We start from the raw sequence: 22,470 nt of genomic DNA, 5'->3' as shown, positions 1-22,470 counted from the left end.
TGTTACCCCGTGACCGGCAGCACGCATCCCGCTGCACGGAAACGTCAAAAAAGAGCAAGGAAATAAAACGAAATCCATTCGTTTCTATCCCTTACTCTTTCTCTCAAAGGTTTTTATTCTGTTCTTTTTTAGACTGCTCTAATCTACTCAGAAACCGTATTCTTTATAGAACCGATCCCCTCGATCACACACTCCACCACATCGCCGGCCTTTAAAAACTTCGGCGGCGTAAAGCCCATTCCGACTCCGGATGGCGTTCCTGTGGAAATGATAGTCCCCGCCTTCAGCGTCATTCCCATGGATAACTCACTTACAATATGATCGATATCAAAAATCATCCGCTCCGTATTGCTCTCCTGCCGCACCTCACCATTTACGAGGGAGCGGATCGGGAACTTCGGCGGGTATTCCACGCTGTCCGCGGTCAGAATACACGGTCCCATCGGTGTAAAACCGTCCAGACTCTTTCCAAAATACCACTGCTTGTGGGCGTTCTGTACATTACGCGCGCTCACATCATTAATAATTGTGTATCCAAAGATGTGATCCCTGACCTGCTCCTTCGGAACCCGGTAAGCCTCTTTTCCGATAATCACGCCAAGCTCCGCCTCATAATCGAGACTGTCCACGATATCGCTGTGACTGGATATCTCCCCATCCGGGCCAACCGTCCGGTTTACCCTCTTGGAGAAATAGACCGCTTCCTTCCGCACTCCGTCAAATGCTTCCTTCTTAAATCTGGCGGATTCTTCCGCATGCTCCATGTAGTTAAGCCCAAGACAGATAATATCCTGTTCCGGCGCCTCGATCGGAGCCAGAAGCCTCACCTCAGAGCGCATAGCCGCCCCTGTGATGCCGTACGGTTCCAATCCGGATACATGCTCCAGCAGATCCTTTTCCGACTGGCTGAACCCCTTTACGACTTCCATCATACTCGTATATTCCATGCCGAATGCCCGAAGCGGATATACCCACATCTCATCCTTGCTCATAACCCCGATATCTTTTCTTCTGTCAACTTCATATGTCAGTAACTTCAACGTACTTCCTCCCTTACATGAACCACGGTTTTCCCGTATACGGCGAAACCGCGTCCGCGGCGCATCCGAAGACGGCCGGAAAATTTTTCCCAACTTCTTATACTTTAGCAATCCTTTTCCACAGAGTCAAGTAATAATCCGAATTTTTGTTATTTCTGTGAAAATTGCCGTTACAGTTCAAGGCCCATTTGTCCGTCTCCTCCGTCCGGCCTGCTCTGGCGGTTCATATAAAGTCCCTTTCTCATATCAAATAAGGATTTAAAACGGTTGAATCGTCTTAAATCCTTATTTCTGTAATTTTTTTACTGACAGCTTCCGGTCTCTGCAGTCAGCCTTTATGATCCAGCCAGCTCTTGCAGATCTCCGGGTAGTTTGTGAAGATTCCGCTGCATCCCCACTCGTAAGTGTTTTCCAGGCTTTCCATGTCGTTGATGGTCCAGACATTTACACCGATTCCATGGTCCCTGCAGTTTCTGACGGTCTCCTCCGTAAGTCCCCTGATCCCCGGGTGGTAACAGGCATAGCCGTAGCGGCTGCAGTAATACCCCGCATTTCCTAAGCCGGCATGCTCCAGTAAGGCTCCGCGCGGAATATCCGGCGCCAGCTCCTTCAGCCGCTCCAGAGACAGGTGGTTGAAGGACGAGAACATGACTCTGTCCTCTAAATGGTACTTCTTAATAATATCCAGGGTCTTTTCCTCAATATCTTCATAATAGTACACCCCGGTCTTAATCTCCACATTTGTCACAAACCCGTACTGGCTGGCCCATTCACAATACTCCTCAAAGGAAGGGACCGGGCAGAAGCCGTATCGGCCTCCCTTAATTGTTCCTGCGTCCAGTTTTCTTAACTCCTCAAAGGTATAATCCTTCACCAGGCCCGTTCCATCTGTCGTCCGGTCAACGGCTTCGTCATGGATCACCACCACGGTACCGTCCCTGGTCAGCTGTACATCCAGCTCGATTCCGTCGCATCCGGTCTCCGCCGCCTTCTGAAACGACAGCATGGTGTTCTCCGGATATCTTCCGCTGTAACCTCTGTGTGCGTACACTTTCATGTTGATTCCCCCGGTTTCTTATTTCATGGCTGCCTTGGAGTATCCGGTCAGCATGTATTTCTGGAAAATGAAGAACAGGATGATGACAGGTACAACCGCCATCACCGCGCCGGCCATGATCTCATGGTTATTCATGGATTCAGCACCGGCAAAGGTATTCTTTAAATAGGCAAGTCCGACTGTAAGCACACGGCGCTTCTCGCCCTTGGCGATGATCTTCGGCCAGAAGTAAGCATTCCAGCCATTGGTAAAGGTCACCAGCGTAACCGTAAATAACGTGGAGCGGCACATGGGGGCCAAAATCTTTGTGATAATTCCCACACGGCCCAGCCCGTCGATTCTGGCCGCCTCGATATAGCTGTCGTCAATCGCCATAAAGGTCTGGCGCAGCATGAAGATGTAATACGGCGACACGGCTTCCGGAAGAATCAGACCTAAGAAGGTATCCGACATTCCCCAGTTTGCCATCATGATATAGATCGGAATAAACGTAACCTGGAGCGGAATCATCAGGGCGCCCAGAACGATGATGAAGCAGAAGTTCTGGCCTTTAAATCTGCCCTTGGAAAATCCGTAACCCGCGAAGATACCGGTCACGACCTGTCCGATCAGGATACCGGCCGTCATGACAGCCGTATTGAAATAGTATCTGGCGAAATTGCCCTTTTTTAATACATTGATATAGTTCTCGAAGTGGAATTCCTTCGGCCATAAGGTCGGTACCGGAAGCAGAATCTCCTCCTGGGATTTCACGGAAGATACCAGCATCCAGTAGATCGGGAACACGATGATAATCAGGACGATGATGGCAAGAACCCACTGAACTGCCGTAATCGTCGCCTTTTTTCTCCTGGCGGTACGGTTAATATCCCGTCCGTCCTTCATTATATGTTTCTCCATGTTGTCCCCCCTATGAATCGTACGTCACGTTGCCGTTAGATACCTTCATGGTAGCCACCGTCACCACCAGCAGAAGCAGGAAGAAGAAGATCGCCACTGTGGAAGCGCGGTCCATCCGGAAGTCTTCCATCGCATAACGGTAAATGTTATACACGAACACTTCGGTCGAACGGTACGGGCCTCCCTGTGTCAGAATATCTACAGACTGGAACACCTTCATGGAAGAAAGGAAGGTGGTGACAAATAAAAACAGTGTGGTCGGCGACAGCATCGGAATCGTGATCTTAAAGAACCGCTGTACCGCATTGGCCCCATCCAGGGAGGCCGCTTCGTAATAGTCCGTGGAAATGCCCATCATGGCAGACAAATACACCATCATTCCATATCCCACGCACCGCCATCCGGTCAGCATCAGGACCGAGAGCAGAGCGGTGTGTCGGTTGCCCAGCCAGTCTACTTTACTGATTCCAACCAGGGATAAGAGGTAGTTTAAGATACCGCCGTCCGTATTTAAAATCCATAAGAACACAACGGCTGCGGAGGACATCGCCACGTATTTCGGCATAAAGACGATGGCTCTCATGGCGGAGAACCCCTTCGTCATTCGGTTGAAGATCAGGGCGAAGATCATGCCCCCCACCAGCGTGATGAAGATCTCACCGGCCGAATAGAGAATCGTGACCTTCAGGGAGTTCCAGAGATACTTGGTACCGGACCCACCGAACAGCCATTTCCAGTTCTTAAAGCCGACATAGTGCCACGTATCATTTAACATGTTCCAGTCGGTAAAGCTGATCCGGAACAGCTCCGCAATCGGATAGTAAGTAAATACCGCCAGGAAAATCAGTACCGGAAGTACACAGGCAAAATCCTTCATTGCGGATACTTTTCTTGGATTGATATGTTTTTTCTCTTTCATATGATACCCCCGCCTGACTGCATCAGGAATCTCCTAATACGTCATCAATTTCCTCGGCCATCTTTTCCATGGATTCCTGTGCGTCTCCGCCTTCCAGCATGAGCTGTGCCATGTCGTTCTTCCAGATATTAGCCATCTGGGACCATGCCTTGTGCTGGATTCTCGGCTGAATCAGGTCCAGATTATCGAAAATACACTGGAATGCCGGCTTCTCCTCTAAGAATGCCTTGCCTTCATCGGTTGTGAGCACGGACTTCCTGGTCGGGATATATCCGGTTCCTCTTGCCCATGTTAAGTTTACTTCCTTGCTGCATAAGTACTGCATAAACTGCCATGCCGCGTTCTTCGTAGCCTGATCGTTCTTGGATGGGATTAACAGCACGCAGCCGCCGATCTCCTGGTTCTTCGTCTCGCCGCCCGGAAGCCATGCCATACCGATCTCGAAATTACACTGGCTCAAATAGTTCGTATACAGGGAGCTTGTATGTACAACGGAAAATGCCTCGCCGTCGATAAAGTGCTGACGCATAATGGAGGACGCGTCATCCGCGGTTCCTGTCCAGTATGTATAGCCCTTATCGCACCACTCTTTAATCTTGGCCGCGATCTCCACCGCCTTCTCATCGCCTAAGTCTGTGGTTACCTGGTCATCATTGATGATCTTCACACCCTGATTTAAGTAGAAGGTCTCATAATACCACTGATCCCATCCCGGCATAATGGTTCCGTACACCGCCGTCGTTCCGTCATCATTGACCTTGGAGGTCTTCTCAAGGAATGCATCCATGTCATCCCACTTCTCCGGAATCTCAATGCCCAGCTCGTCCGCCATATCTTTGTTGTAGTAAACGATCTGCGTGGAGATCAGGAAGGGAAGGGATACCTGCTTGCCGTTGTAGCTGGAAGCCGTTATCATGCCTTCGCCGAAGTCCTTTAAATCATAGCCGCTGGCCTGGATATAGGGTGTTAAGTCCTCAGTCAGACCGCCTGCACCGTATTCCGCCACGTAAGGAGTATTGGCAACCGTAATTGCCGGAAGATCGGTCCCCGCCGCATGGGCCGCTACCAGAGCCTCATTTAATTTCTTGTAGCTTCCGATGTATTCGGCTTCCACTGTGATCATATCCTGTGATTTGTTGAAGTCGTCCACGACCTTTTGCACGGTCTCGGAATACTGTTCCTCCAGCGCGTGCCACCACTTGATGGTGATCGGCTCCGTCACCTCATACAGGGACGGATCTACCTCCGCCACGGTCTGTGCCTCTGTCTGCCCGCCTGCTCCAGCCTTGCCGGTGGAACCTCCGCCGCTGCATCCACTCAGTGTTCCTGCCATCATTGCAGCCACCATTAATAATGCGATACCCCTTTTTTTCATGTCTTTTACGACTCCCTTCCGTTGCCCTCTGAGACCCTTCCGCCCGAAGGTTACGACTCCTCCCGGCGAAAAAACAGCAATAAAAAAGAGATTGTGCATGCGCCGAAAGCATATTGCTCATATGCATCCTACACTTGCTCCGATCTCAGTCTCTCTCAAGCAACCCATATTCTTTTCTGATAGAACTATGGTATCATAGATTATTCCATTATGCAAGTAATTCTTTATCTATTTTGCATAATTTTTTTATTTTTTCTTTTCTCTTTTTATTTCCTTTTCATAAAAATTGACTTTTTTTTAACAATTTTTACCATTTACTCTTCGTCATCTTTTATGTATTTATAGAAAATAAAACGGTAAAAAAATGATGCCACATAGCTGCCAAGAGCAAACCAGAACATAAAAAGCATGGGGAAGAAATACGTTACAACCGCTGTAATTCCATATATCACAAGGATTGTTACAGAAACGTGAAGATTTCCGACGGACATGACGAAAGAATCCCTTATCACTTTTCTGGTATCGACATGAAAGAAAGCGAGGAGGGGAAACAGATAAATCATTGTTAATAAATAGACGAAAATAGCGCCGATCAGCAGGAAAAATGCAAAGAAGCGAACCGCCCCCAGCGGGGCGAGAAACTGGCAGCACCATAAATCAAACGCCAGAAATGCCCCCACGAGGACTGCGCCGATCCAGAGAATGGTGGCCTGGCCAAAATTCTTCTTAAAGCCCTCCCGGAAGGTCTTCCAGACGTATCCCTCCTCGTCCGCCGTCAGACGAAGCGTATACTGAAACAGGGCGGTGGTCGCCGCGCCCGCAGTCACCACCGGGATGCTGAAAAGGAACCAGAAGAAACTGAGAACACAGATATCCGTCACCCTCTCCATAAATGCCCAGAACCGGTTCTCCGGATTAAAAAATCTGTTGATATTCCATCTCATATGTCTTCTGATTCCTTTCTGTTTAAGGTCTTTTATGCCACAGGCTCTGTTACTGACTCCACGTTCTTCGTTGCCACGATGGGTACTCCCGTTCCGGCGCAGTCCGCTATCACTACATCACCGATCTTCACAGGGGCCGGAATCGTCACCTTGCGTATCTCACCCATACATTCGAAGATCTTGCCCTTCGGTATATCATGTTCCGTCTTAACGGATACCATCTCAATAGTTCCGCCAGCCACGTGAACGGAAGAGGTTACGATCCTGGTGGGGCTTAACACTTCCTTCTTTGCGTAATCGGCGCCTCTCACACACGTATTGCCGGAGACCTCCACCTCGCCTCCTTCCAGACGAACCGTCAGGGGACAGCCAAGCGGACAGCCGATACAGATTAACTCTCTAACCTCCATTTTACTCCACCTCCGTACAAATCACAATATTTTTTAAGTCGGGGCAGCCGGAAAAGCTGTCTTTCTTTAACACGACCTGCTCCATCTCACCTGGCGCGAGGACTTTTTTCTTCTTTTTCGACACACGCACCCCGTCGTAATAGACGCTGATAAAGCGGTCCTTATAGACATCGGCCACACGGAATCTCACCGTAACCTTGTCATTCATATGATCGATATCAATCGCCTGGGGAACCGTGTAACGGACCCCGTTCTCCGCTTTCAGTACAACAATATGACCCGTCTGCTTTTCGCTTCCCGCTCCCACATACGCTGCGGCATTGGAGCCGGCCAGAGTCGCCTCCTCGGAAACGTAATCAACCAGATCATGTACATGAAGCACGTTGCCGCAGGCAAACACGCCGCTGGTATCAGTTTCCAGCTGATCATTGACATTCGGCCCCTGAGTCACCCGGTTCATGGATGCGCCGATGCCCTTGGTAAGCTCATTTTCCGGGATCAGTCCCACGGAGAGAAGAAGGGTATCGCAGCTGTAGTATTCCTCTGTCCCCGGAATCGGTTTCCGGTTCTCGTCTACCTTTGCCAGAGTAATTCCTGTTACCCGCTCTTTTCCCTGAATATCAATCACAGTGTGGCTGAGCTTCAGCGGGATGCCGTAGTCGTCGAGACACTGAACGATATTTCTCTTTAAGCCGCCGGAATAAGGCATCAGCTCCGCAACGACCTTCACCTTTGCGCCTTCCAGCGTCATTCTTCTTGCCATAATGAGTCCGATATCGCCGGAACCCAGAATCACGACCTCACGGCCCACGCTGAAGCCCTCGATGTTCATGAGGCGCTGCGCCGTGCCCGCCGAATAGATTCCCGCCGGACGGTAACCCGGGATGTTTAATGCGCCGCGGGGACGTTCCCGGCAGCCCATGGCCAGGATGATGGCCTTAGCCTTGATTACATGCAATCCGTCTTCCCGGTTGATGACAGTGATTTCCTTCTCTTTATTAATATCAATGACCATGGTATTTAATTTGTAGGGGATCTTCTCCTCTTTTACCATGTCAATATAGCGCGCCGCATACTCCGGTCCGGTCAGCTCTTCCTTGAACGTGTGAAGTCCAAATCCGTTGTGGATACACTGGTTTAAGATACCTCCCAGGCAGCTGTCCCTCTCCAGAATCAGGATATCTTCCGCTCCTGCCCGTTTTGCGGCAACCGCTGCCGCCAGCCCGGCCGGGCCGCCTCCGATGATTACGATATCATGTTGTGTCATATCATTCTCCCCCTTATTTCTGACCGGTCAGCATATTGGATCCGGGCGCATTTTTGCAGACTTCTTCCATTGTGATTCCAAGCTCTCGGGACAGGATCTCCATGGTCCTCGGCGTGCAGAAGCCGGCCTGGCATCTTCCCATGCCCTGTCTGACTCTGCGCTTCACGCCGTCCAGCGACACCGCTCCCAGCGTTCTTCTTATGGAATCTATGATCTCGCCTTCGCTGACACCTTCACAGCGGCAGATGATCGTGCCGTATTCCGGTCTCTGACGGATCAGCTCCGCTCTCTCTTCCACACTCATCTTCTCCGGACGGACAATGCCTCTGCGCTCCCGCTTCCAGTCCTTCTTCTGAACGGCTCCCGCCTTACCGGCTATAAGCTCTGCCAGATAGACGCCAATGGCCGGTGCACTGGTAAGACCCGGAGATTCGATGCCGGCCGCGTCGAAGAACCCCGGTGCATCCTCCGCTTCACCGATAATGAAATCATCGCCATCCTCATGGGCCCGGAGACCGGAGAAAGATGTAATAACCTGACGGAACGGAACGTTCTTTACGCCGATGGAAGACTTCTCTATGACAAATGCCAGCTCTTCCGCCGTTGTGGCGCTGCCTTCCTTATCCTCGATATCCACAGCGGTCGGTCCGGTAAGCAGGTTGCCATGGACCGTCGGTGATACCAGAACGCCCTTTCCCAATTTACCCGGAAGCTGGAAAATGGTATGGCTCACATGGCCGCCCGCTTCTTTGTCCAGCAGGCAGTAGTCGCCCTTGCGCGGGGTAATATGTATCTTATTTCCGCTGACCATGTTGTGGAAGCGGTCCGCGTAAACGCCTGCGGCATTGATAATATATTTCGTCGTTATGGCTCCCTTTCCTGTCTCCAGGATGTAGCCTTCTCCGTCTTTCTTAATCTCATTTACTTCAGTCAGAAATTTGAATTCCACTCCGTTGTCCGCTGCGTTTTCGGCCAGCGCGATGGTAAGGCCAAAGGGGCAGACAATTCCGCCAGTCGGCGCGTAGAGCGCTGCCACCACGGTATCTGTCACGTTAGGCTCCATCCTTCTGACTTCATCGCCGGAGATAATCTCCAGTCCCTGGACCCCATTGCATTTTCCCTTTTCCAGGAGCTCTTTAAGCGCCGGGAGATCGTCGTTTGAGAAGCAGAGAACGAGAGAACCATTTCTCACGTAGTCAAAATCCAGTTCCTTCGAGAGCGGTTCCATCATCTGGCTTCCCTGTACATTGAATTTCGCCTTTAAGGAGCCTGGTGTGGCATCATGCCCGGCGTGAGCGATGGCGCTGTTGGCTTTCGATGTACCTGAGCACACATCCTCTTCCTTTTCCAGTACACAGACCGACAGCTCGTAGCGGGACAGTTCCCTGGCTACCGCGCATCCGGTTACCCCGCCGCCAATGATGACCGCATCGTAATTCAAACTTTCCATTTTCATTCCTCCTGATTGATCCTCTCGTTCCTGTGAAACGAAGCGTTTTGCGGAGTAAAAACATTTTCCTTCTACGCAAAAAGAGTAAGGGAAACAAACGGATTACCTCCGTCTATCTACCTTACTCTGTCGTCTCAAGGTTTCATATTTAGTTTCATGCTATCACACCCGGTGACCGGTGTCAAGTACAAATGCTTCTTACTTTACTCTTCCTCTGCCCAGCACAGCGCGCACTTAACGGCCCGCTTCCAGCCCTTTACGAGGCGGCGGCGCTGTTCCTCATCCATGCCGCTCTCAAACGCCCTGGACACCTTCCAGTTCTTTCTGATCTCTTCCTTGTCCTTCCAGTAACCCACGGCAAGACCCGCCAGATAGGCAGCTCCCAGCGCGGTGGTCTCGATACAGTCCGGACGGATAATCGCAGTATTTAAAAGGTCTGCCTGGAACTGCATCAGGAAGTTATTGGCGCAGGCGCCGCCGTCTACCCGAAGCTGCCTTAAGCAGATACCGGAATCCTGCTGCATGGCCTCGATTAAGTCGTACACCTGGTACGCCATGGATTCCACGGTGGCGCGTATAAACTGCTCCTTGCTGGTACCGCGGGTCACCCCTACGATGGTTCCTCTGGCATACTGGTCCCAATAGGGCGCACCCAGGCCGGCAAAAGCAGGCACCACATAGACGCCGCCCGTATCGGCTACCGCCGTGCAGTATTCCTCCGTCTGCGGCGCGCTTCTCACCATACGCATCTCGTCTCTCAGCCACTGTACCGCGGCTCCCGCCACGAAGACACTGCCCTCCAGCGCATAACGCACCTCGTTCCCGTCGCTGGCCGCAATGGTGGTAAGAAGGCCGTTCTGTGAGTGAACCGCTTTCTCCCCTGTATTCATAAGCAGGAAACATCCGGTTCCATATGTATTCTTCACTTCGCCCTCGTCAAAACAGCACTGGCCGAACAGCGCCGCCTGCTGATCTCCGGCCGCTCCGGCGATCGGGATCTTTCCCCCCATCACATCGGAGGATGTATAGCCATAAACGCAGCTGGAGGGCTTCACATCCGGAAGCATGCACCTGGGAATTCCGAAATACTCCAGAATCTCATCATCCCAGCATCTCCTGTGAATATCAAACAGCATGGTTCTCGATGCGTTCGTATAATCGGTCACATGAATACAGCCCTTGGTCAGGTTCCAGATCAGCCACGTATCCACGGTTCCAAACAGCAGTTCTCCCCGCTCTGCCCGTTCCCTGGCGCCTTCCACGTGATTTAGGATCCATTCGATCTTGCTTCCCGAAAAATAGGCATCCGGAATCAGGCCGGTCTTCTCCCGAATCCGGTTCGCAAGCTCGTCTTTTTTCAATTCTTCAATACGGTCCGCCGTCCTGCGGCACTGCCACACGATGGCGTTGTAAACCGGTTCTCCGGTCTCCTTATCCCATACGATGGTCGTCTCACGCTGATTCGTGATGCCGATGGCTGCGATGTCGCTGTAATGCGCCCCTATTTTCCCCATCGCCTCCATGGTTACGGACAGCTGGGATGACCAGATCTCCATCGGATTATGCTCCACCCAGCCCGGCTGCGGAAAGATCTGTGTAAACTCCTTCTGCGCCACGCTGCAGATCGTTCCCTGCTCATCAAACAGGATACATCTGGAGCTTGTCGTCCCCTGGTCCAATGCAATGACATACTTCCCCATGTTTCTTCTCCCTTCTGGTAACGAACCCCCACGCACTCTGCGCACAGGTTGCTGTAATAATAAATGGCAGCCGTTATGGCCTTTTCTGAGATGACCGTCTGGTCCCCATTATAATGGACGGCCCCTGATAAACAAGGAAAGAGCCGGCAAAACAACGGGGTTTACGGCCCCGTGTGTTTAACCTGCTCTGTCATCTCTAAGGTTTCTATATAAACTATGATTATAGTACCACCGGGTTCGGGCTTATGTCAAGAAAATTCGTCAGCCCTTCACTGAAAAATCCCCTGGAAAGTGGCACGCCACACCATGGCCGCCGCCCATATCTCTTAATGCCGGAACCTCTTCCCGGCACCGGTCTGTCGCATAGGGACAGCGGGTGTGGAACTTACAGCCGGAAGGCGGATTATAGGCGCTGGGAACGTCTCCCTCCAATATGATGCGGTTGCGCTTTCTGTTGGCGTCCGGAATGGGGATGGCGGAGAGCAGCGCCCTGGTATAGGGATGGAGCGGCGCCCCGTATAAATCCTGCTTGTCAGCGATCTCAACCACACTTCCCAGATACATAACAGCCACGCGGTCGCTGACGTGGCGGACCACGCTCAAATCGTGGGATATGAATAAATAGGTGAGATTCCTCTTCTGCTGCATCTTTTTCATCAGGTTCAGAACCTGCGCCCGCACAGACACGTCGAGGGCCGATACCGCCTCGTCGCAGACCACGAACTCCGGGTTCAGGATCAGAGCCCTGGCTATGCCGATTCTCTGACGCTGGCCTCCTGAGAATTCATGAGGAAAACGGTTCAAATACTGTTTGTCCAGTCCTACATCGTTTAAGATGGATATGACCATCTCCTTCCGCTCTGCAGCGCTTCCGATCCCGTAGACCTCCAGGGGAGCGCTGACCAGATCATACACCGTCATTCGCGGATTCAGCGAGCTGTAGGGATCCTGGAAGATGATCTGCATCCGCTTGCGCATCTCCCACATCTGCTTCTTGTCATAGGCGGCAATATCTTCCCCGTTGTAAATCACCTGACCGGAGGTCATGGGAATCAGCTTTAAGATCGTTCTGCCGAGAGTGGATTTTCCGCAGCCGGATTCACCGACAAGGCCGAGAGTCTCGCCCTTGTGAATCGTCAGGTTGATATCGTCGACCGCCTTTACCACCGGGGGATTTAAGTTAAACAGCCCCTTTTTTCCGCTAAAATATTTTCTCAAATCTTTCGTTTCCAGTAACACCTGATTCTCACTTCTCATAGTTATCACCCTCATATCTAAAGCAGCTCACCTTCGCACCGCCTGCCTCATAGATTCCCGGCTGTTCCTTCACACACCGTTCATCCGCATAAGGGCATCTTGGGCTGAAACGGCAGCCGGCCGGCATCTGTCCTGGCCCGGGCACCGTTCCCTCTATGGTGTTCAGTTCCTCCACGTCCTCTTCCAAAGGCGGTATGGAGCTTAAAAGACCCTTTGTATACGGATGCTTGGGGGTATTGAATATCTCTTTCACCGATCCGTATTCCACAACCTTGCCCGCGTAAAGAACCAGGATGTTATCCGCTGTCTCTGCCACTACGCCCATGTCATGGGTGATGAGAATGACCGCCGTATCCATCTTCTGTCTTAATTCCAGCATGAGCTCCAGAATCTGAGCCTGAATCGTCACGTCAAGCGCCGTGGTCGGCTCGTCCGCGATCAGAAGCTTGGGCGCACAGGACACGGCCATGGCGATCATGACCCTCTGGCGCATGCCGCCGGAGAGCTGGTGAGGATACTCTTTCAGCCGCTTTTCCGGCGCCGAGATTCCTACTTTTTTCAGAACCTCGACCGCCTCTTTCCTGGCATCCTTCTTGTTGAAGCCCTGGTGAATCACCAGAGGCTCGATCAGCTGGTCGCCGATGGTCAGAGTCGGATTGAGCGCCGTCATCGGGTCCTGGAAAATCATGGCGATCTCATTGCCCCGGATCTTACACATATCATCTTCAGACAGGGAGAGTAACTCCCTGCCCTCCAGCTTAACACTTCCCTGGGATATCCGGGCGTTCGTTCCTAAAAGCCGCAGGATCGACAAACTGGTTACGCTCTTACCGCAGCCCGATTCTCCCACGATTCCCAGTATCTCGCCTTTTCCAACCGAAAAGCTGATGCCGTCAACCGCTGTATTAATTCCTTTTTTTGTATTAAACTGGACCTGTAAATTGTCCACCGTAAGCAATGAATCCATAAATTTTCCCTCTTAACTTTTATTCTTAAGTTCCTTACTGTACATCCCAATTCCAGGTCGACCAGTTCAGGGAATCGAAATTCTCTGCGTTAATACCTGTGATTCTCTTGTTATGAACAGTTAATGTATTCTTTGTATACAGATAAGCCATAGCGGAACGCTCTTTCACCATCACCTGATACTCATCGAAGTATGGTTTTCTGGCTTCGAAGGTCAGCTCTGCATTGCCCTTGTCAATTAAGTCAGTCATCTCGGTATCTCTTAACTGGCAGAAGTTGACGGAACTTTCCGGATGGATCATCTCACGGCTCTCACTCGGGTCTAAGGTACCGCCGGAACCGATGGTTCCCATATCGTGCTTGCCGTCTAACATGTTACTCATAAGGGTCGGGAAGTCTACCTGTTCAATCTGAACCTTAACGCCCACCTTCTGTAAATCCTGTACGATCAGGGCCGCTGTACGCTCGGTAATACTGTTGCCTGCCGCAATATAGAAGGTCAGCGTCTGATCAAACGGGAATTTTGCTTCTTCCAGCATGGTCTTTGCCTTATCAGGATCGTACCATACAGTCACGTCCTTGTTGTAATACGGGCTCATCGGCGCGATAGGAGTTACGATCTGCTCGCCCTGGCCCTGTAACAGAGCGTCCACGAGAACCTGACGGTTAATCGCCATACTCAGGGCCTGGCGTACTTCCTGGGTCAGATACGGCTTCTGGGTATTAAAGATCAATGTGGTATAGGAAGTCGTCGGGATAGACTCCGCAACCAGGTTTTCCTGTTCATTTGCCAGATCCCAGTCATCGATCAGAATGGAACCATAGCCGATTAAATCTAAGTCTCCATTGATCAGACCTGCCAGCATGGAAGCAGAATCCGTCACACGGATTACGAGACGGTCAATCTTAGGGGCGCCTAAGTGGTAGTTGGGATTCTTTACAAATTCCATTCTTTCCCCGTTGATCTCGCTGTCATAGATAAATGGACCGGAGCCTACAGGCTTTGCCCATAAATCAGGTGAGTTAATCTCCTGTGCGGTCTTGCCTTCAAAGATATGTTTCGGAATAATGAATACCGTATCAATATCCTGGAGGAATGTATCCACGAACATGGAACTCTTTAAATTGAAGGTTACTTCATGATCACCATTGGCGGTTACTTCAATAGAATCCTCGGAAAGCTCCGCACCGGAATCGTCAACACCGGCAATATACTGCAGGTGGTAACGGCTCTTGGCATCCACGCTGGGATCGGAATACATCTGATAGCTGAAGACTACATCCGCCGCTGTGACAGGTTCTCCGTCCGACCACACAGCATTGTCATATAATTCAAAGGTTACCGCGCTGGAATCATCATTAACCGTCCAGGATTTGGCAAGACGTCCCTCATACGTTCCGTCTGCGTTGGACTGTGTCAGACGGTCATAGATCTGGTCACAGATCATACGGGTATAATTACTGGTGGTGTTCATTGGCATCATGGTATCCCATGCGGTGCTGACCGCAGCTGTGATCACCTTCTCACCCGCTGCCGCACCTGTCGATCCCTGTGCTGCGGTGGTTTCTCCCGCCGCCTGAGTGGTTCCGGTATTTCCGGCTGCCGTCGTACCGTTGTCAGCGCTCTTGCCGCCGCAGGCACTCAGCCCCAGTACCATGGCCCCCGCCATGGCGATGGCTGTCAATCTCGTTATCTTACTCTTACTTTTTCTCATAGAGTCCTCCTTTTATGTGTAGATATAACTACCTGTTTTAAATTTTGATCTTCGGATCCAGAGCATCCCGGATTCCGTCTCCCAGGAAATTGATGCTGAGCACCGTAATAAGCAGTGCAATTCCCGGCGGCATCCAGATCCAGAGCCGTTTGGAAAGAACCGTAATCGACTGGGCGTCATAAAGCATATTGCCCCAGCTGGCTCCCGGCGGCTGTACGCCCATTCCCAGGAAGCTTAAAGATGATTCCATTAAGATCGCGCTGGCCATCTGAAAGGTGATGGCAATCAGAATAGGTGCAAAGGAGTTCGGTAAAATGTACTTCGTAATAATCTTATAATTGGAAGTACCGATCGCCCTTGCAGACTCCACATATTCCTTTTCCGAAACAGAAAGCACATTGGCATAGATCAGTCTGGCAAACTGAGTCCAGCCCAGCACGCCGATTACGATAGTAACCGACCAGATGGACGGTCCGATCACCGCCACCAGCACCAGGATTAAGACGATGGATGGGAAGGACATGAAGATATCTGCCACACGCATGATGGCGATCTCCGCCTTGCCCCTGAAATAGCCTGCGATCAGTCCCAGCGGAACGCCGATGGCGCAGCTGATAATGGTGGACAATAACCCTACCAGAAGAGAGGTCCTGCCTCCGTAAACCAGTCTGGCAAAGATATCGCGCCCGATGGCATCCGTGCCGAGAATATGAAGACTGCTGGGCGCCGCGGAAAATGCCGTATAATCCGAATCGTAAGGATTTAAATGCATGATAAACGGAAGCACGACCACAAGAATGATCTCCAGTGTGATGACAAAAAGCCCAACCATGGCCATCTTGTGCTCCGTCAGTTTGCTAAGTACCTCGGAAAGGTAGCTTTCATTCTCTCTTTTTTTCATTCGTCTACCCTCCTATTTATAGCTGATACGCGGATCTAAAAGCCCGTAGGCCACATCGGTTAAGATATTGGCGATCAGAACCGCCGCCGCAATCATGACGGTGATTCCCATAATAACCGGATAATCCCGGCCATTAATGGCGGTAACCATCAAAGACCCGACACCTGGCCAGCCGAATACCTGCTCCGTAATAACGGCGCCGCCAACCAGCGACGGGATGGACATCCCCACCACCGTGATTACCGGAATCAATGCGTTTTTCAATCCATGTTTGTAGATAACGCCCCATTTTTTCAGACCCTTGGAACGAGCGGTCCGGATATAGTCCTCCTGCATGACCTCCAGCATACTGCTGCGCATGTGGCGGACCCACCCGCCGATCTGCTGGAAGGACAGCACAAGACAGGGCATGATCATGTGGCGCATCAGTGCCACGCCTGATTTCACTCCCGCCGAATCGTACATTCCACCTGAGGGAAGAATCTTGAATACGATGGCAAACAGATAGATAAACACCAGACCCACAAAGAAGTTCGGAGTCGCCATCATTAAGAGCGAAATACCGCCCGAAACGTAATCTCTCTTTGAATTCGGTTTGGATGCCGCGTAAATCCCCAGAGGAATCGCTACAATCAGAGACAGCAGAATCGATGCTCCTGCCAGACATGCCGTAGCCGGAAGACGCTCTCCGATCATGGCTGCCACCGGTCTCTGGGTGCTGTAGGAGAAACCTAAGTCCCCATGAAGCAGCATATTCAGCCAGCTGAAATACTGGATGACCACAGGCTTGTCAAGCCCCAGGGCGATCCGTTTTCGTTCCAGTTCTGCAGGAGATATCTTGGGATCCGCAAGAAGTGCGTCCAGAGGGGATCCGGGGGCCAGATTCAGAATAAAATAGGCCAGCACCGTAATCCCTAAAAAAGTAGGTATGGCAATCAGAAGCCGTTTTGCTATGTATTTCCACTTCATCTTCTCTTGTCCTTTCGTAATTCTGTGACGAAATCTTCATTTTACCGGGACCTCCGCGCCTTCCAGTCCCTTCTCCTCCCCCGGAATGTCCGTTCCTGAAGGCTGAATAACCACGTTACAGAATAAAACTATAATAGTATTATCGTATCGCATTTTGTGTTTTTTCTCAAGTAGTTTCTAAAATTTACAGATATCTCCTGAAAAAGGGTGATATGAGCATTTCTGGCATTGGAAACCAGCGGATTCTGGCACTGCCGGCATATTTACACCAGTTTTATTTTACCGCAGAAAGGCGTTCCGAAACCAATTTCCGGAACGCCAGTTATTTTTAAAGCACAGCAGCTTAATAAGCAAACAGCAGATTACCGGCCTTACCGCATGCTCTCCCGCACCGTCTTAAACGCCTGGATCACCAGTGTCGGCACCACCGCAAATATAACAATGGTGAGCAGCTGTCTCACCGATAGATCGGCTACGGAGAACAGGGTCTGAAGCCCAGGCACAAACAGAACCGCGGCCAGAAGCACCACCCCCGCCTCAAACGCCATGATACTATACAGGTTGCTCATCAGACCAATCTTAAAGATGGAGTGAGAGCTGCGGCAGTTGAAGCCATGGAACAGTCTCGCCAGGGTCAGGGTGGAAAACGCCATGGTACTGGCCGCCGCCTCGCTGCCCGTGGCCAGACCGGTATGGTAGGCGGTCATCGTGCAGACCGCTATGAGCGCCCCCTGGAGAAGAATCTGAAGGATAAACCGTTTCGTCAGAATTCCTTCCTTCGGATTTCTCGGTTTTTTCGTCAGAAGCCCCGGTTCCGCCTTCTCCATTCCGATGGCAATGGCCGGAAGGGAATCCGTTACCAGATTGATAAACAGGAGGTGCACCGGCGCAAATGGCGTCGGCAGCGCCATCAGGGATGTATACAGGACGCTCAAAATCCCCGCCATGTTGCCGGACAGCAGGAATTTAATTGCATTACGAATATTGCGGTATACATTTCGGCCGTTGGCTACGGCCTTGATGATAGTGGCAAAGTTATCATCCGTCAGGATCATGGAAGCCGCGTCTTTGGAGACCTCCGTTCCCATCTTTCCCATGGCCACGCCGATGTCGGCCTTCTTAAGAGCCGGCGCGTCATTGACGCCATCTCCCGTCATGGCCACAATATGGCCCTTTCGCTGCCATGCGCTGACGATTCTGATCTTATGCTCCGGGGATACCCGGGCGTACACGTTGATCCGTTCCAGATTCCGGTCCAGCTCCTCATCCGCCATGTCGTCCAGCTCAGGACCGCTCACGGCGATACCGCCTTCGTTTAATATTCCAATCTTCTCCGCAATGGCCGCGGCTGTGATCTTGTGGTCCCCTGTAATCATGACCGGCCTGATTCCGGCACGTCTGGCATTTAAGACCGCATTTTTCGATTCCGGTCTCGGCGGGTCCATCATGGCTGTCATTCCTAAAAATATGTATCCGGATTCCGACTTCTCCGTCAGAATCTCCTTTTCTCCCATTTTTTTGTATACAAAGGTGAGAACACGCAGCCCCTGCCGCGAAAAATCCAGATTTTGCGCGTTGATCCGCTGGCGGTCATTTTCCCGCATCACGCGGACGCCTTCTCCTGTCAGGATCGATTCACAGCGGGGAAGCAGAATGTCCAGGGCTCCCTTGGTAAACATCACCCGCACGCCGTCAACGCGGTGCACGGTGGTCATCAGCTTCCTGTCAGAGTCAAACGGAAGTTCTCCGATTCTCGGCATGGAATGCCTCAGCTCTGTTTCCTGGATTCCGAGTTTCCGCCCCATGACAACCAGGGCCGCTTCCGTTGGATCACCCAGCATTTTCCCGTCCGCGCAGGAAGCATCATTCGTCAGGACCGCATCATAAAGCAGGTACCGCTGAACCAGATTTTCCAGGCTTAGATTTTCAGGCGGATAGAGGCGGTTGTTTACATAAACTTCCTCCACCGTCATTCTGTTCTGTGTCAGGGTTCCCGTCTTGTCGGAGCAGATAACCGAGACGCATCCCAGGCTCTCCACGGCCTTTAAGTCCTTGATAATCGCGTGTTCCTTCGCCATCTTCTGCGTTCCCATGGCCTGCACGATGGTGACAATGGAGCTGAGCGCCTCCGGGATGGCCGCCACCGCCAGCGCCACCGCGAACATCAGCGAATCCAGCACCGGCATCCTGCGGTAAATACTGAGTCCGAAGACCAGAGCGCAGATGATCAGGATTCCCGCCGCCAGATGGCTGCCAAACTGATCCAGACTAATCTGAAGAGGCGTCTTCTTCTCCCCTGTGCCGTTCATCAGCGCGGCGATTCTTCCGATCTCGGTGTTCATGCCGGTGCCGGTGACCAGAACAGTGCCGCGCCCCGCCGCCACCAGCGAGCCGGAAAATACCATATTGTGCTGTTCTGCCAGCGGTACCTTTTCTGTCCTGATCTTTCCTGTCTTCTTTTCCACATTGATGGACTCTCCCGTCAGGGAACTCTCGTTCACTAACAGGGAATACGTCTCCAGGAGACGCCCGTCTGCCGCCACCATATCCCCGGCCTCCAACAGGAGAATATCTCCCGGCACCACGTCGGAGGACAGAATCTCCTGCCTCCGGCCGTCACGAAGGACCCCCGCCATGGGCGCGGAGAGGGATTTTAAACTGTCTAAAGACTTTTCTGCTTTCTGGTGTTCCACGGTGCCCAGAACCGCATTTAAAAGGAGCACCGCGAATATGACTGCGGTGCTCTCCACATCTCCCGATATCATGGAGATGACTGCCGCTATGATTAAAATGATGACCAGAAGATCCTTAAACTGGTCCAGAAATACCTGGAGGGCACTCCGTTTTTCCCCCGCCCGAAGGGCATTCGGCCCAAATTCCTCCTTCCGCACTGCCGCTTCCCGGGAAGAAAGCCCGGATCTCGCCGCCTCTAAGCGCCCCAGTGCTTCTTCTTCTGATAAATGAAACCATTCTTCCATGCTGACGCTCCTTCCCCATCTCTCCTACTATGGTATGAGTCAAAAATTGCTTTTCATGCATGAAATTTAATAAAAGCGGACAGCTGCCCTTCCATTTCCCTTTTCCATCCGTTATACTGATACAGGCAGGTATTTATGAACTGCTGAAAGGAGACGTTTTATGGATAAAATAACGAGCTTTACCATTAATCATTTAAAACTTCTTCCGGGCATCTATGTCTCGAGGAAGGATACCGCAGGCGGCCATACCGTCACGACCTTTGATTTACGCATGACCCGGCCGAATTACGAGCCGGTTATCAATACCGCTGAAATTCATACCATAGAACACTTGGGCGCAACATTTTTAAGAAATCACGCGGAGTACAGCTCCCGTGTCCTCTATTTCGGCCCCATGGGCTGCCGCACCGGTTTCTACCTGCTCCTGTCCGGGGATTATGAGTCAAAGGACATCGTCCCCCTCATGACAGAGCTTTTTGAGTTCATCCGTGATTTTGAAGGCGAAGTCCCCGGGGCTGCTGCCAGAGACTGCGGAAACTACCTCGATATGAATCTGGGAATGGCGAAGTATATCGCGGGGAAATACCTGGATCATGTTTTATATGGTATTGATGAGAAGCATCTTGTGTATCCGGAAGACTAAAAACGTCAGAAAGAAGAGCAGACTGAGATCCTGACAGATTGATATCTGTCCAGACTTTAGCCTGCTCTTCTTTGTTGGGCGTTTACCGCCATCATCTACCCACAAACACCACAATCGTCCTCGGCGGAACCTCAAACTGCCTGGACTCCATCACCGGCATTGCGCCGACCATCTCACCGCCATCCTCAGACACTGAAACCTCCGAATACATTCCATTGCTGTCTTTTTCGTCGGTATTAAACACAATATGCCATTTCTGCTTCTTGGGCAGATTGGGCAAATCAAACTCATGGGGCTCCCAGTGCATATTATATGCGACAAAGAAGCTGTCGTCCGCGGTCCCATCCGGTTTCTTTCCATATTCTCCGCAGTACATAATGCCGATCTGCCTCCGGAAATTTTCAAATTCCGGCCGCCACGCCTTTACGCCATGGTAGGAAACATCCGGCCTGCCGCAGGATAAGTAATCCATAACCTTCGGCTCTGTGGCCATATGGAATACCGGATGACTCTTCCGGAAGGCAATTACCGCCTTCGTAAATTCATAGATATCCCGGTTGGTTTTCAAAAGATTCCAATTCAGCCACGAGACCTCATTATCCTGGCAGTAGGAATTGTTGTTGCCGTCCTTAGAATTGCCGAACTCGTCTCCAGCCAGCAGAAGCGGAGTTCCCTGGCTTAAGAACAGCATCAGGAGCGCATTCCTGATCTGCTTCTTCCGCAGCTCCACAATCTTCTTTCGCCTTGTGTGCCCTTCCACGCCGCAGTTCCAGGAGTAATTATAGGGATTGCCGTCCTGATTGCCCTCGCCGTTAGCCTCATTATGCTTCGTATCATACGACACCATGTCCATCAGCGTAAATCCGTTGGTATTGGCCATATAATTGACCACACCGAACTCCGCGGGATTGCGTCTGCTTCGGAAGATCAGATGATTCATCTCATCCTCATCGCCCTTTAAGGCCCGGCGCATGTCTACCAGAAAACCATCGTTATACTCAGCCAGATGCTTTTCATGCCCGCCCGGAACACCGAGCCAGGAGGTGGCAAACAGCTTTGTGCCGCTTAAATACGGGTCGCGTCCTATCAGATCATTGGGGGTAAATCCCACCAGATGAACTCCATCCACATGAAATTCCTCCGTCCAGTAACGGACCGCATCGAGGACAAACGCAGGATTTTCCTTTCCGGTAAAGTAAAGCTCTATAATCAGTTCCAGGCCCTCTTTATGAAACGCCTTCACAAGGTTTTTGAACTCTGTTACCGGGTGTTTTTCTTTTCCTGAACAATAGGAAGCCTTCGGCGCGAAATAATAACCGGTGGTATATCCCCAATAATTCAATTTTCCAGTGGGTTTATCCACAGCGTAAGGATTTCCATCCACATGCTCCGGCATCATCAGCTCCGAAAATTCATTTACGGGGAGAAGCTCCAGACTCGTGACGCCCAGCTCTTTTAAATACGGGATCTTTTCAATCAACGCGCGGAAGGTCCCCTTGTCTTTCGCTCTGGAAGCGGTATTTTTAGTAAATCCCCTCACATGCGCCCGGTAAAGAATCATCTCTTCATATGGAATCTTTAAAGGCTTATCTCCCTCCCAGTCGAAGTCCTCCGCGACGACCGGCGATCTCATGGGACGCTCTGCCGCAGATAGATCACCCCAGACCTCTCTTCCGGTAAACTGTTTTCCGTAAGGGTCGGCAAGCAGCTTTCCATCAAGCTCGAAGCAGTACTCCAGTCCTGAAAAATCGCCGAGAACGGTCATGTTCCAGACATCCCCGCGCCTTGCCTCCTGCGGGAAATGCAGCCGTGCATATTCTGTCTCCTCCCCGCTGTGGTATAAAAGAAGATCACACACCTCTCCCTGTGCGGCTACACACACATGAATCCCGCCATCAACTCCGGTAAGTCCCATGGAATAAATTCTGTTGTCCTGCTTAGCAATTCTATATCCTTCCATACCGCTTATCTCCTCTATC

General features: G+C 51.3%; 18 protein-coding genes. 1 reads left to right on the top strand and 17 read right to left on the bottom strand.

What is annotated here, in order from left to right; all coding sequences use genetic code 11:
- Window positions 1-143: 143 nt before the first annotated feature.
- From DFR60_RS10295 to DFR60_RS10220, 16 genes are all read right to left on the bottom strand, one after another.
- Window positions 144-1,040: a fumarylacetoacetate hydrolase family protein gene (locus tag DFR60_RS10295; protein ID WP_110322815.1), complete on the bottom strand. Its 897-nt coding sequence runs from the start codon at window positions 1,038-1,040 to the stop codon at window positions 144-146.
- 328 nt (window positions 1,041-1,368) lie between these two features.
- Window positions 1,369-2,097: a glycerophosphodiester phosphodiesterase gene (locus DFR60_RS10290; protein ID WP_110322814.1), complete on the bottom strand. Its 729-nt coding sequence runs from the start codon at window positions 2,095-2,097 to the stop codon at window positions 1,369-1,371.
- 18 nt (window positions 2,098-2,115) lie between these two features.
- Window positions 2,116-2,997 carry a carbohydrate ABC transporter permease gene (locus DFR60_RS10285; RefSeq protein ID WP_110322813.1) on the bottom strand — a complete coding sequence of 294 codons (882 nt, stop codon included), beginning with the start codon at window positions 2,995-2,997 and terminating at the stop codon, window positions 2,116-2,118.
- 10 nt (window positions 2,998-3,007) lie between these two features.
- Window positions 3,008-3,916, bottom strand: coding sequence for a carbohydrate ABC transporter permease (locus DFR60_RS10280; protein ID WP_110322812.1), 909 nt, complete (start codon window positions 3,914-3,916; stop codon window positions 3,008-3,010).
- Between the two features lie 22 nt (window positions 3,917-3,938).
- The gene (locus DFR60_RS10275) at window positions 3,939-5,291 is read right to left on the bottom strand and encodes an ABC transporter substrate-binding protein (protein WP_110322866.1); all 1,353 of its coding nucleotides are present in this window, start codon (window positions 5,289-5,291) and stop codon (window positions 3,939-3,941) included.
- A 314-nt stretch (window positions 5,292-5,605) separates the two neighbouring features.
- Entirely contained in the window at window positions 5,606-6,235 is a 630-nt protein-coding gene (locus DFR60_RS10270; protein ID WP_110322811.1) for a YesL family protein, read from the bottom strand.
- A 32-nt stretch (window positions 6,236-6,267) separates the two neighbouring features.
- Window positions 6,268-6,645 carry a DUF1667 domain-containing protein gene (locus DFR60_RS10265; RefSeq protein ID WP_110322810.1) on the bottom strand — a complete coding sequence of 126 codons (378 nt, stop codon included), beginning with the start codon at window positions 6,643-6,645 and terminating at the stop codon, window positions 6,268-6,270.
- A gap of 1 nt (window position 6,646) precedes the next feature.
- Entirely contained in the window at window positions 6,647-7,912 is a 1,266-nt protein-coding gene (locus DFR60_RS10260; RefSeq protein WP_002605244.1) for an NAD(P)/FAD-dependent oxidoreductase, read from the bottom strand.
- Between the two features lie 13 nt (window positions 7,913-7,925).
- Window positions 7,926-9,362 (bottom strand): NAD(P)/FAD-dependent oxidoreductase, encoded by a 1,437-nt coding sequence (locus DFR60_RS10255; protein WP_110322809.1) that lies wholly within the window; start codon window positions 9,360-9,362, stop codon window positions 7,926-7,928.
- A 203-nt stretch (window positions 9,363-9,565) separates the two neighbouring features.
- A complete protein-coding gene (gene glpK, locus DFR60_RS10250; RefSeq protein ID WP_110322808.1) occupies window positions 9,566-11,062 on the bottom strand; it encodes a glycerol kinase GlpK in 1,497 nt (498 codons plus the stop codon).
- A 261-nt stretch (window positions 11,063-11,323) separates the two neighbouring features.
- Window positions 11,324-12,319 carry an ABC transporter ATP-binding protein gene (locus DFR60_RS10245; RefSeq protein ID WP_110322807.1) on the bottom strand — a complete coding sequence of 332 codons (996 nt, stop codon included), beginning with the start codon at window positions 12,317-12,319 and terminating at the stop codon, window positions 11,324-11,326.
- The gene (locus DFR60_RS10240; RefSeq protein WP_110322806.1) at window positions 12,309-13,286 is read right to left on the bottom strand and encodes an ABC transporter ATP-binding protein; all 978 of its coding nucleotides are present in this window, start codon (window positions 13,284-13,286) and stop codon (window positions 12,309-12,311) included. Before DFR60_RS10240 ends, DFR60_RS10245 begins: the two co-directional genes overlap by 11 nt.
- Window positions 13,287-13,320: 34 nt before the next feature.
- A complete protein-coding gene (locus DFR60_RS10235) occupies window positions 13,321-15,000 on the bottom strand; it encodes an ABC transporter substrate-binding protein (RefSeq protein WP_110322805.1) in 1,680 nt (559 codons plus the stop codon).
- A gap of 37 nt (window positions 15,001-15,037) precedes the next feature.
- On the bottom strand, window positions 15,038-15,901 hold the full coding sequence (locus tag DFR60_RS10230; protein WP_110322804.1) for an ABC transporter permease: 864 nt from the start codon (window positions 15,899-15,901) through the stop codon (window positions 15,038-15,040).
- 12 nt (window positions 15,902-15,913) lie between these two features.
- The gene (locus tag DFR60_RS10225; RefSeq protein ID WP_110322803.1) at window positions 15,914-16,870 is read right to left on the bottom strand and encodes an ABC transporter permease; all 957 of its coding nucleotides are present in this window, start codon (window positions 16,868-16,870) and stop codon (window positions 15,914-15,916) included.
- A 371-nt stretch (window positions 16,871-17,241) separates the two neighbouring features.
- Window positions 17,242-19,848 (bottom strand): cation-translocating P-type ATPase, encoded by a 2,607-nt coding sequence (locus tag DFR60_RS10220; RefSeq protein WP_110322802.1) that lies wholly within the window; start codon window positions 19,846-19,848, stop codon window positions 17,242-17,244.
- A gap of 160 nt (window positions 19,849-20,008) precedes the next feature.
- Between DFR60_RS10220 and DFR60_RS10215 the strand changes: the two genes are divergently transcribed.
- The gene (locus DFR60_RS10215; RefSeq protein WP_110322801.1) at window positions 20,009-20,491 is read left to right on the top strand and encodes an S-ribosylhomocysteine lyase; all 483 of its coding nucleotides are present in this window, start codon (window positions 20,009-20,011) and stop codon (window positions 20,489-20,491) included.
- Between the two features lie 91 nt (window positions 20,492-20,582).
- Here DFR60_RS10215 and DFR60_RS10210 read toward each other — a convergent pair whose 3' ends face one another.
- Window positions 20,583-22,451 (bottom strand): alpha amylase C-terminal domain-containing protein, encoded by a 1,869-nt coding sequence (locus tag DFR60_RS10210; protein WP_110322800.1) that lies wholly within the window; start codon window positions 22,449-22,451, stop codon window positions 20,583-20,585.
- Window positions 22,452-22,470 lie beyond the last annotated feature (19 nt).

The sequence above is a fragment of the Hungatella effluvii genome, assembly GCF_003201875.1.
Lineage (GTDB): Bacteria > Bacillota > Clostridia > Lachnospirales > Lachnospiraceae > Hungatella > Hungatella effluvii.
Note: the sequence above shows the minus strand (reverse complement) of the source record. Positions and strands in the feature narration are given on the sequence as shown.

What these genes read in the sequence shown, in the direction of transcription:
- DFR60_RS10265 (WP_110322810.1), bottom strand. Translation starts at nt 6,645, where the DNA reads ATGGAGGTTAGAGAGTTAATCTGTATCGGCTGTCCGCTTGGCTGTCCC.
- DFR60_RS10230 (WP_110322804.1), bottom strand. Translation starts at nt 15,901, where the DNA reads ATGAAAAAAAGAGAGAATGAAAGCTACCTTTCCGAGGTACTTAGCAAA.
- DFR60_RS10260 (WP_002605244.1), bottom strand. Translation starts at nt 7,912, where the DNA reads ATGACACAACATGATATCGTAATCATCGGAGGCGGCCCGGCCGGGCTG.
- DFR60_RS10240 (WP_110322806.1), bottom strand. Translation starts at nt 13,286, where the DNA reads ATGGATTCATTGCTTACGGTGGACAATTTACAGGTCCAGTTTAATACA.
- DFR60_RS10225 (WP_110322803.1), bottom strand. Translation starts at nt 16,870, where the DNA reads ATGAAGTGGAAATACATAGCAAAACGGCTTCTGATTGCCATACCTACT.
- DFR60_RS10285 (WP_110322813.1), bottom strand. Translation starts at nt 2,997, where the DNA reads ATGGAGAAACATATAATGAAGGACGGACGGGATATTAACCGTACCGCC.
- DFR60_RS10270 (WP_110322811.1), bottom strand. Translation starts at nt 6,235, where the DNA reads ATGAGATGGAATATCAACAGATTTTTTAATCCGGAGAACCGGTTCTGG.
- DFR60_RS10210 (WP_110322800.1), bottom strand. Translation starts at nt 22,451, where the DNA reads ATGGAAGGATATAGAATTGCTAAGCAGGACAACAGAATTTATTCCATG.
- DFR60_RS10275 (WP_110322866.1), bottom strand. Translation starts at nt 5,291, where the DNA reads ATGAAAAAAAGGGGTATCGCATTATTAATGGTGGCTGCAATGATGGCA.
- DFR60_RS10245 (WP_110322807.1), bottom strand. Translation starts at nt 12,319, where the DNA reads ATGAGAAGTGAGAATCAGGTGTTACTGGAAACGAAAGATTTGAGAAAA.
- DFR60_RS10255 (WP_110322809.1), bottom strand. Translation starts at nt 9,362, where the DNA reads ATGGAAAGTTTGAATTACGATGCGGTCATCATTGGCGGCGGGGTAACC.
- DFR60_RS10280 (WP_110322812.1), bottom strand. Translation starts at nt 3,916, where the DNA reads ATGAAAGAGAAAAAACATATCAATCCAAGAAAAGTATCCGCAATGAAG.
- glpK (WP_110322808.1), bottom strand. Translation starts at nt 11,062, where the DNA reads ATGGGGAAGTATGTCATTGCATTGGACCAGGGGACGACAAGCTCCAGA.
- DFR60_RS10215 (WP_110322801.1), top strand. Translation starts at nt 20,009, where the DNA reads ATGGATAAAATAACGAGCTTTACCATTAATCATTTAAAACTTCTTCCG.
- DFR60_RS10290 (WP_110322814.1), bottom strand. Translation starts at nt 2,097, where the DNA reads ATGAAAGTGTACGCACACAGAGGTTACAGCGGAAGATATCCGGAGAAC.
- DFR60_RS10235 (WP_110322805.1), bottom strand. Translation starts at nt 15,000, where the DNA reads ATGAGAAAAAGTAAGAGTAAGATAACGAGATTGACAGCCATCGCCATG.
- DFR60_RS10220 (WP_110322802.1), bottom strand. Translation starts at nt 19,848, where the DNA reads ATGGAAGAATGGTTTCATTTATCAGAAGAAGAAGCACTGGGGCGCTTA.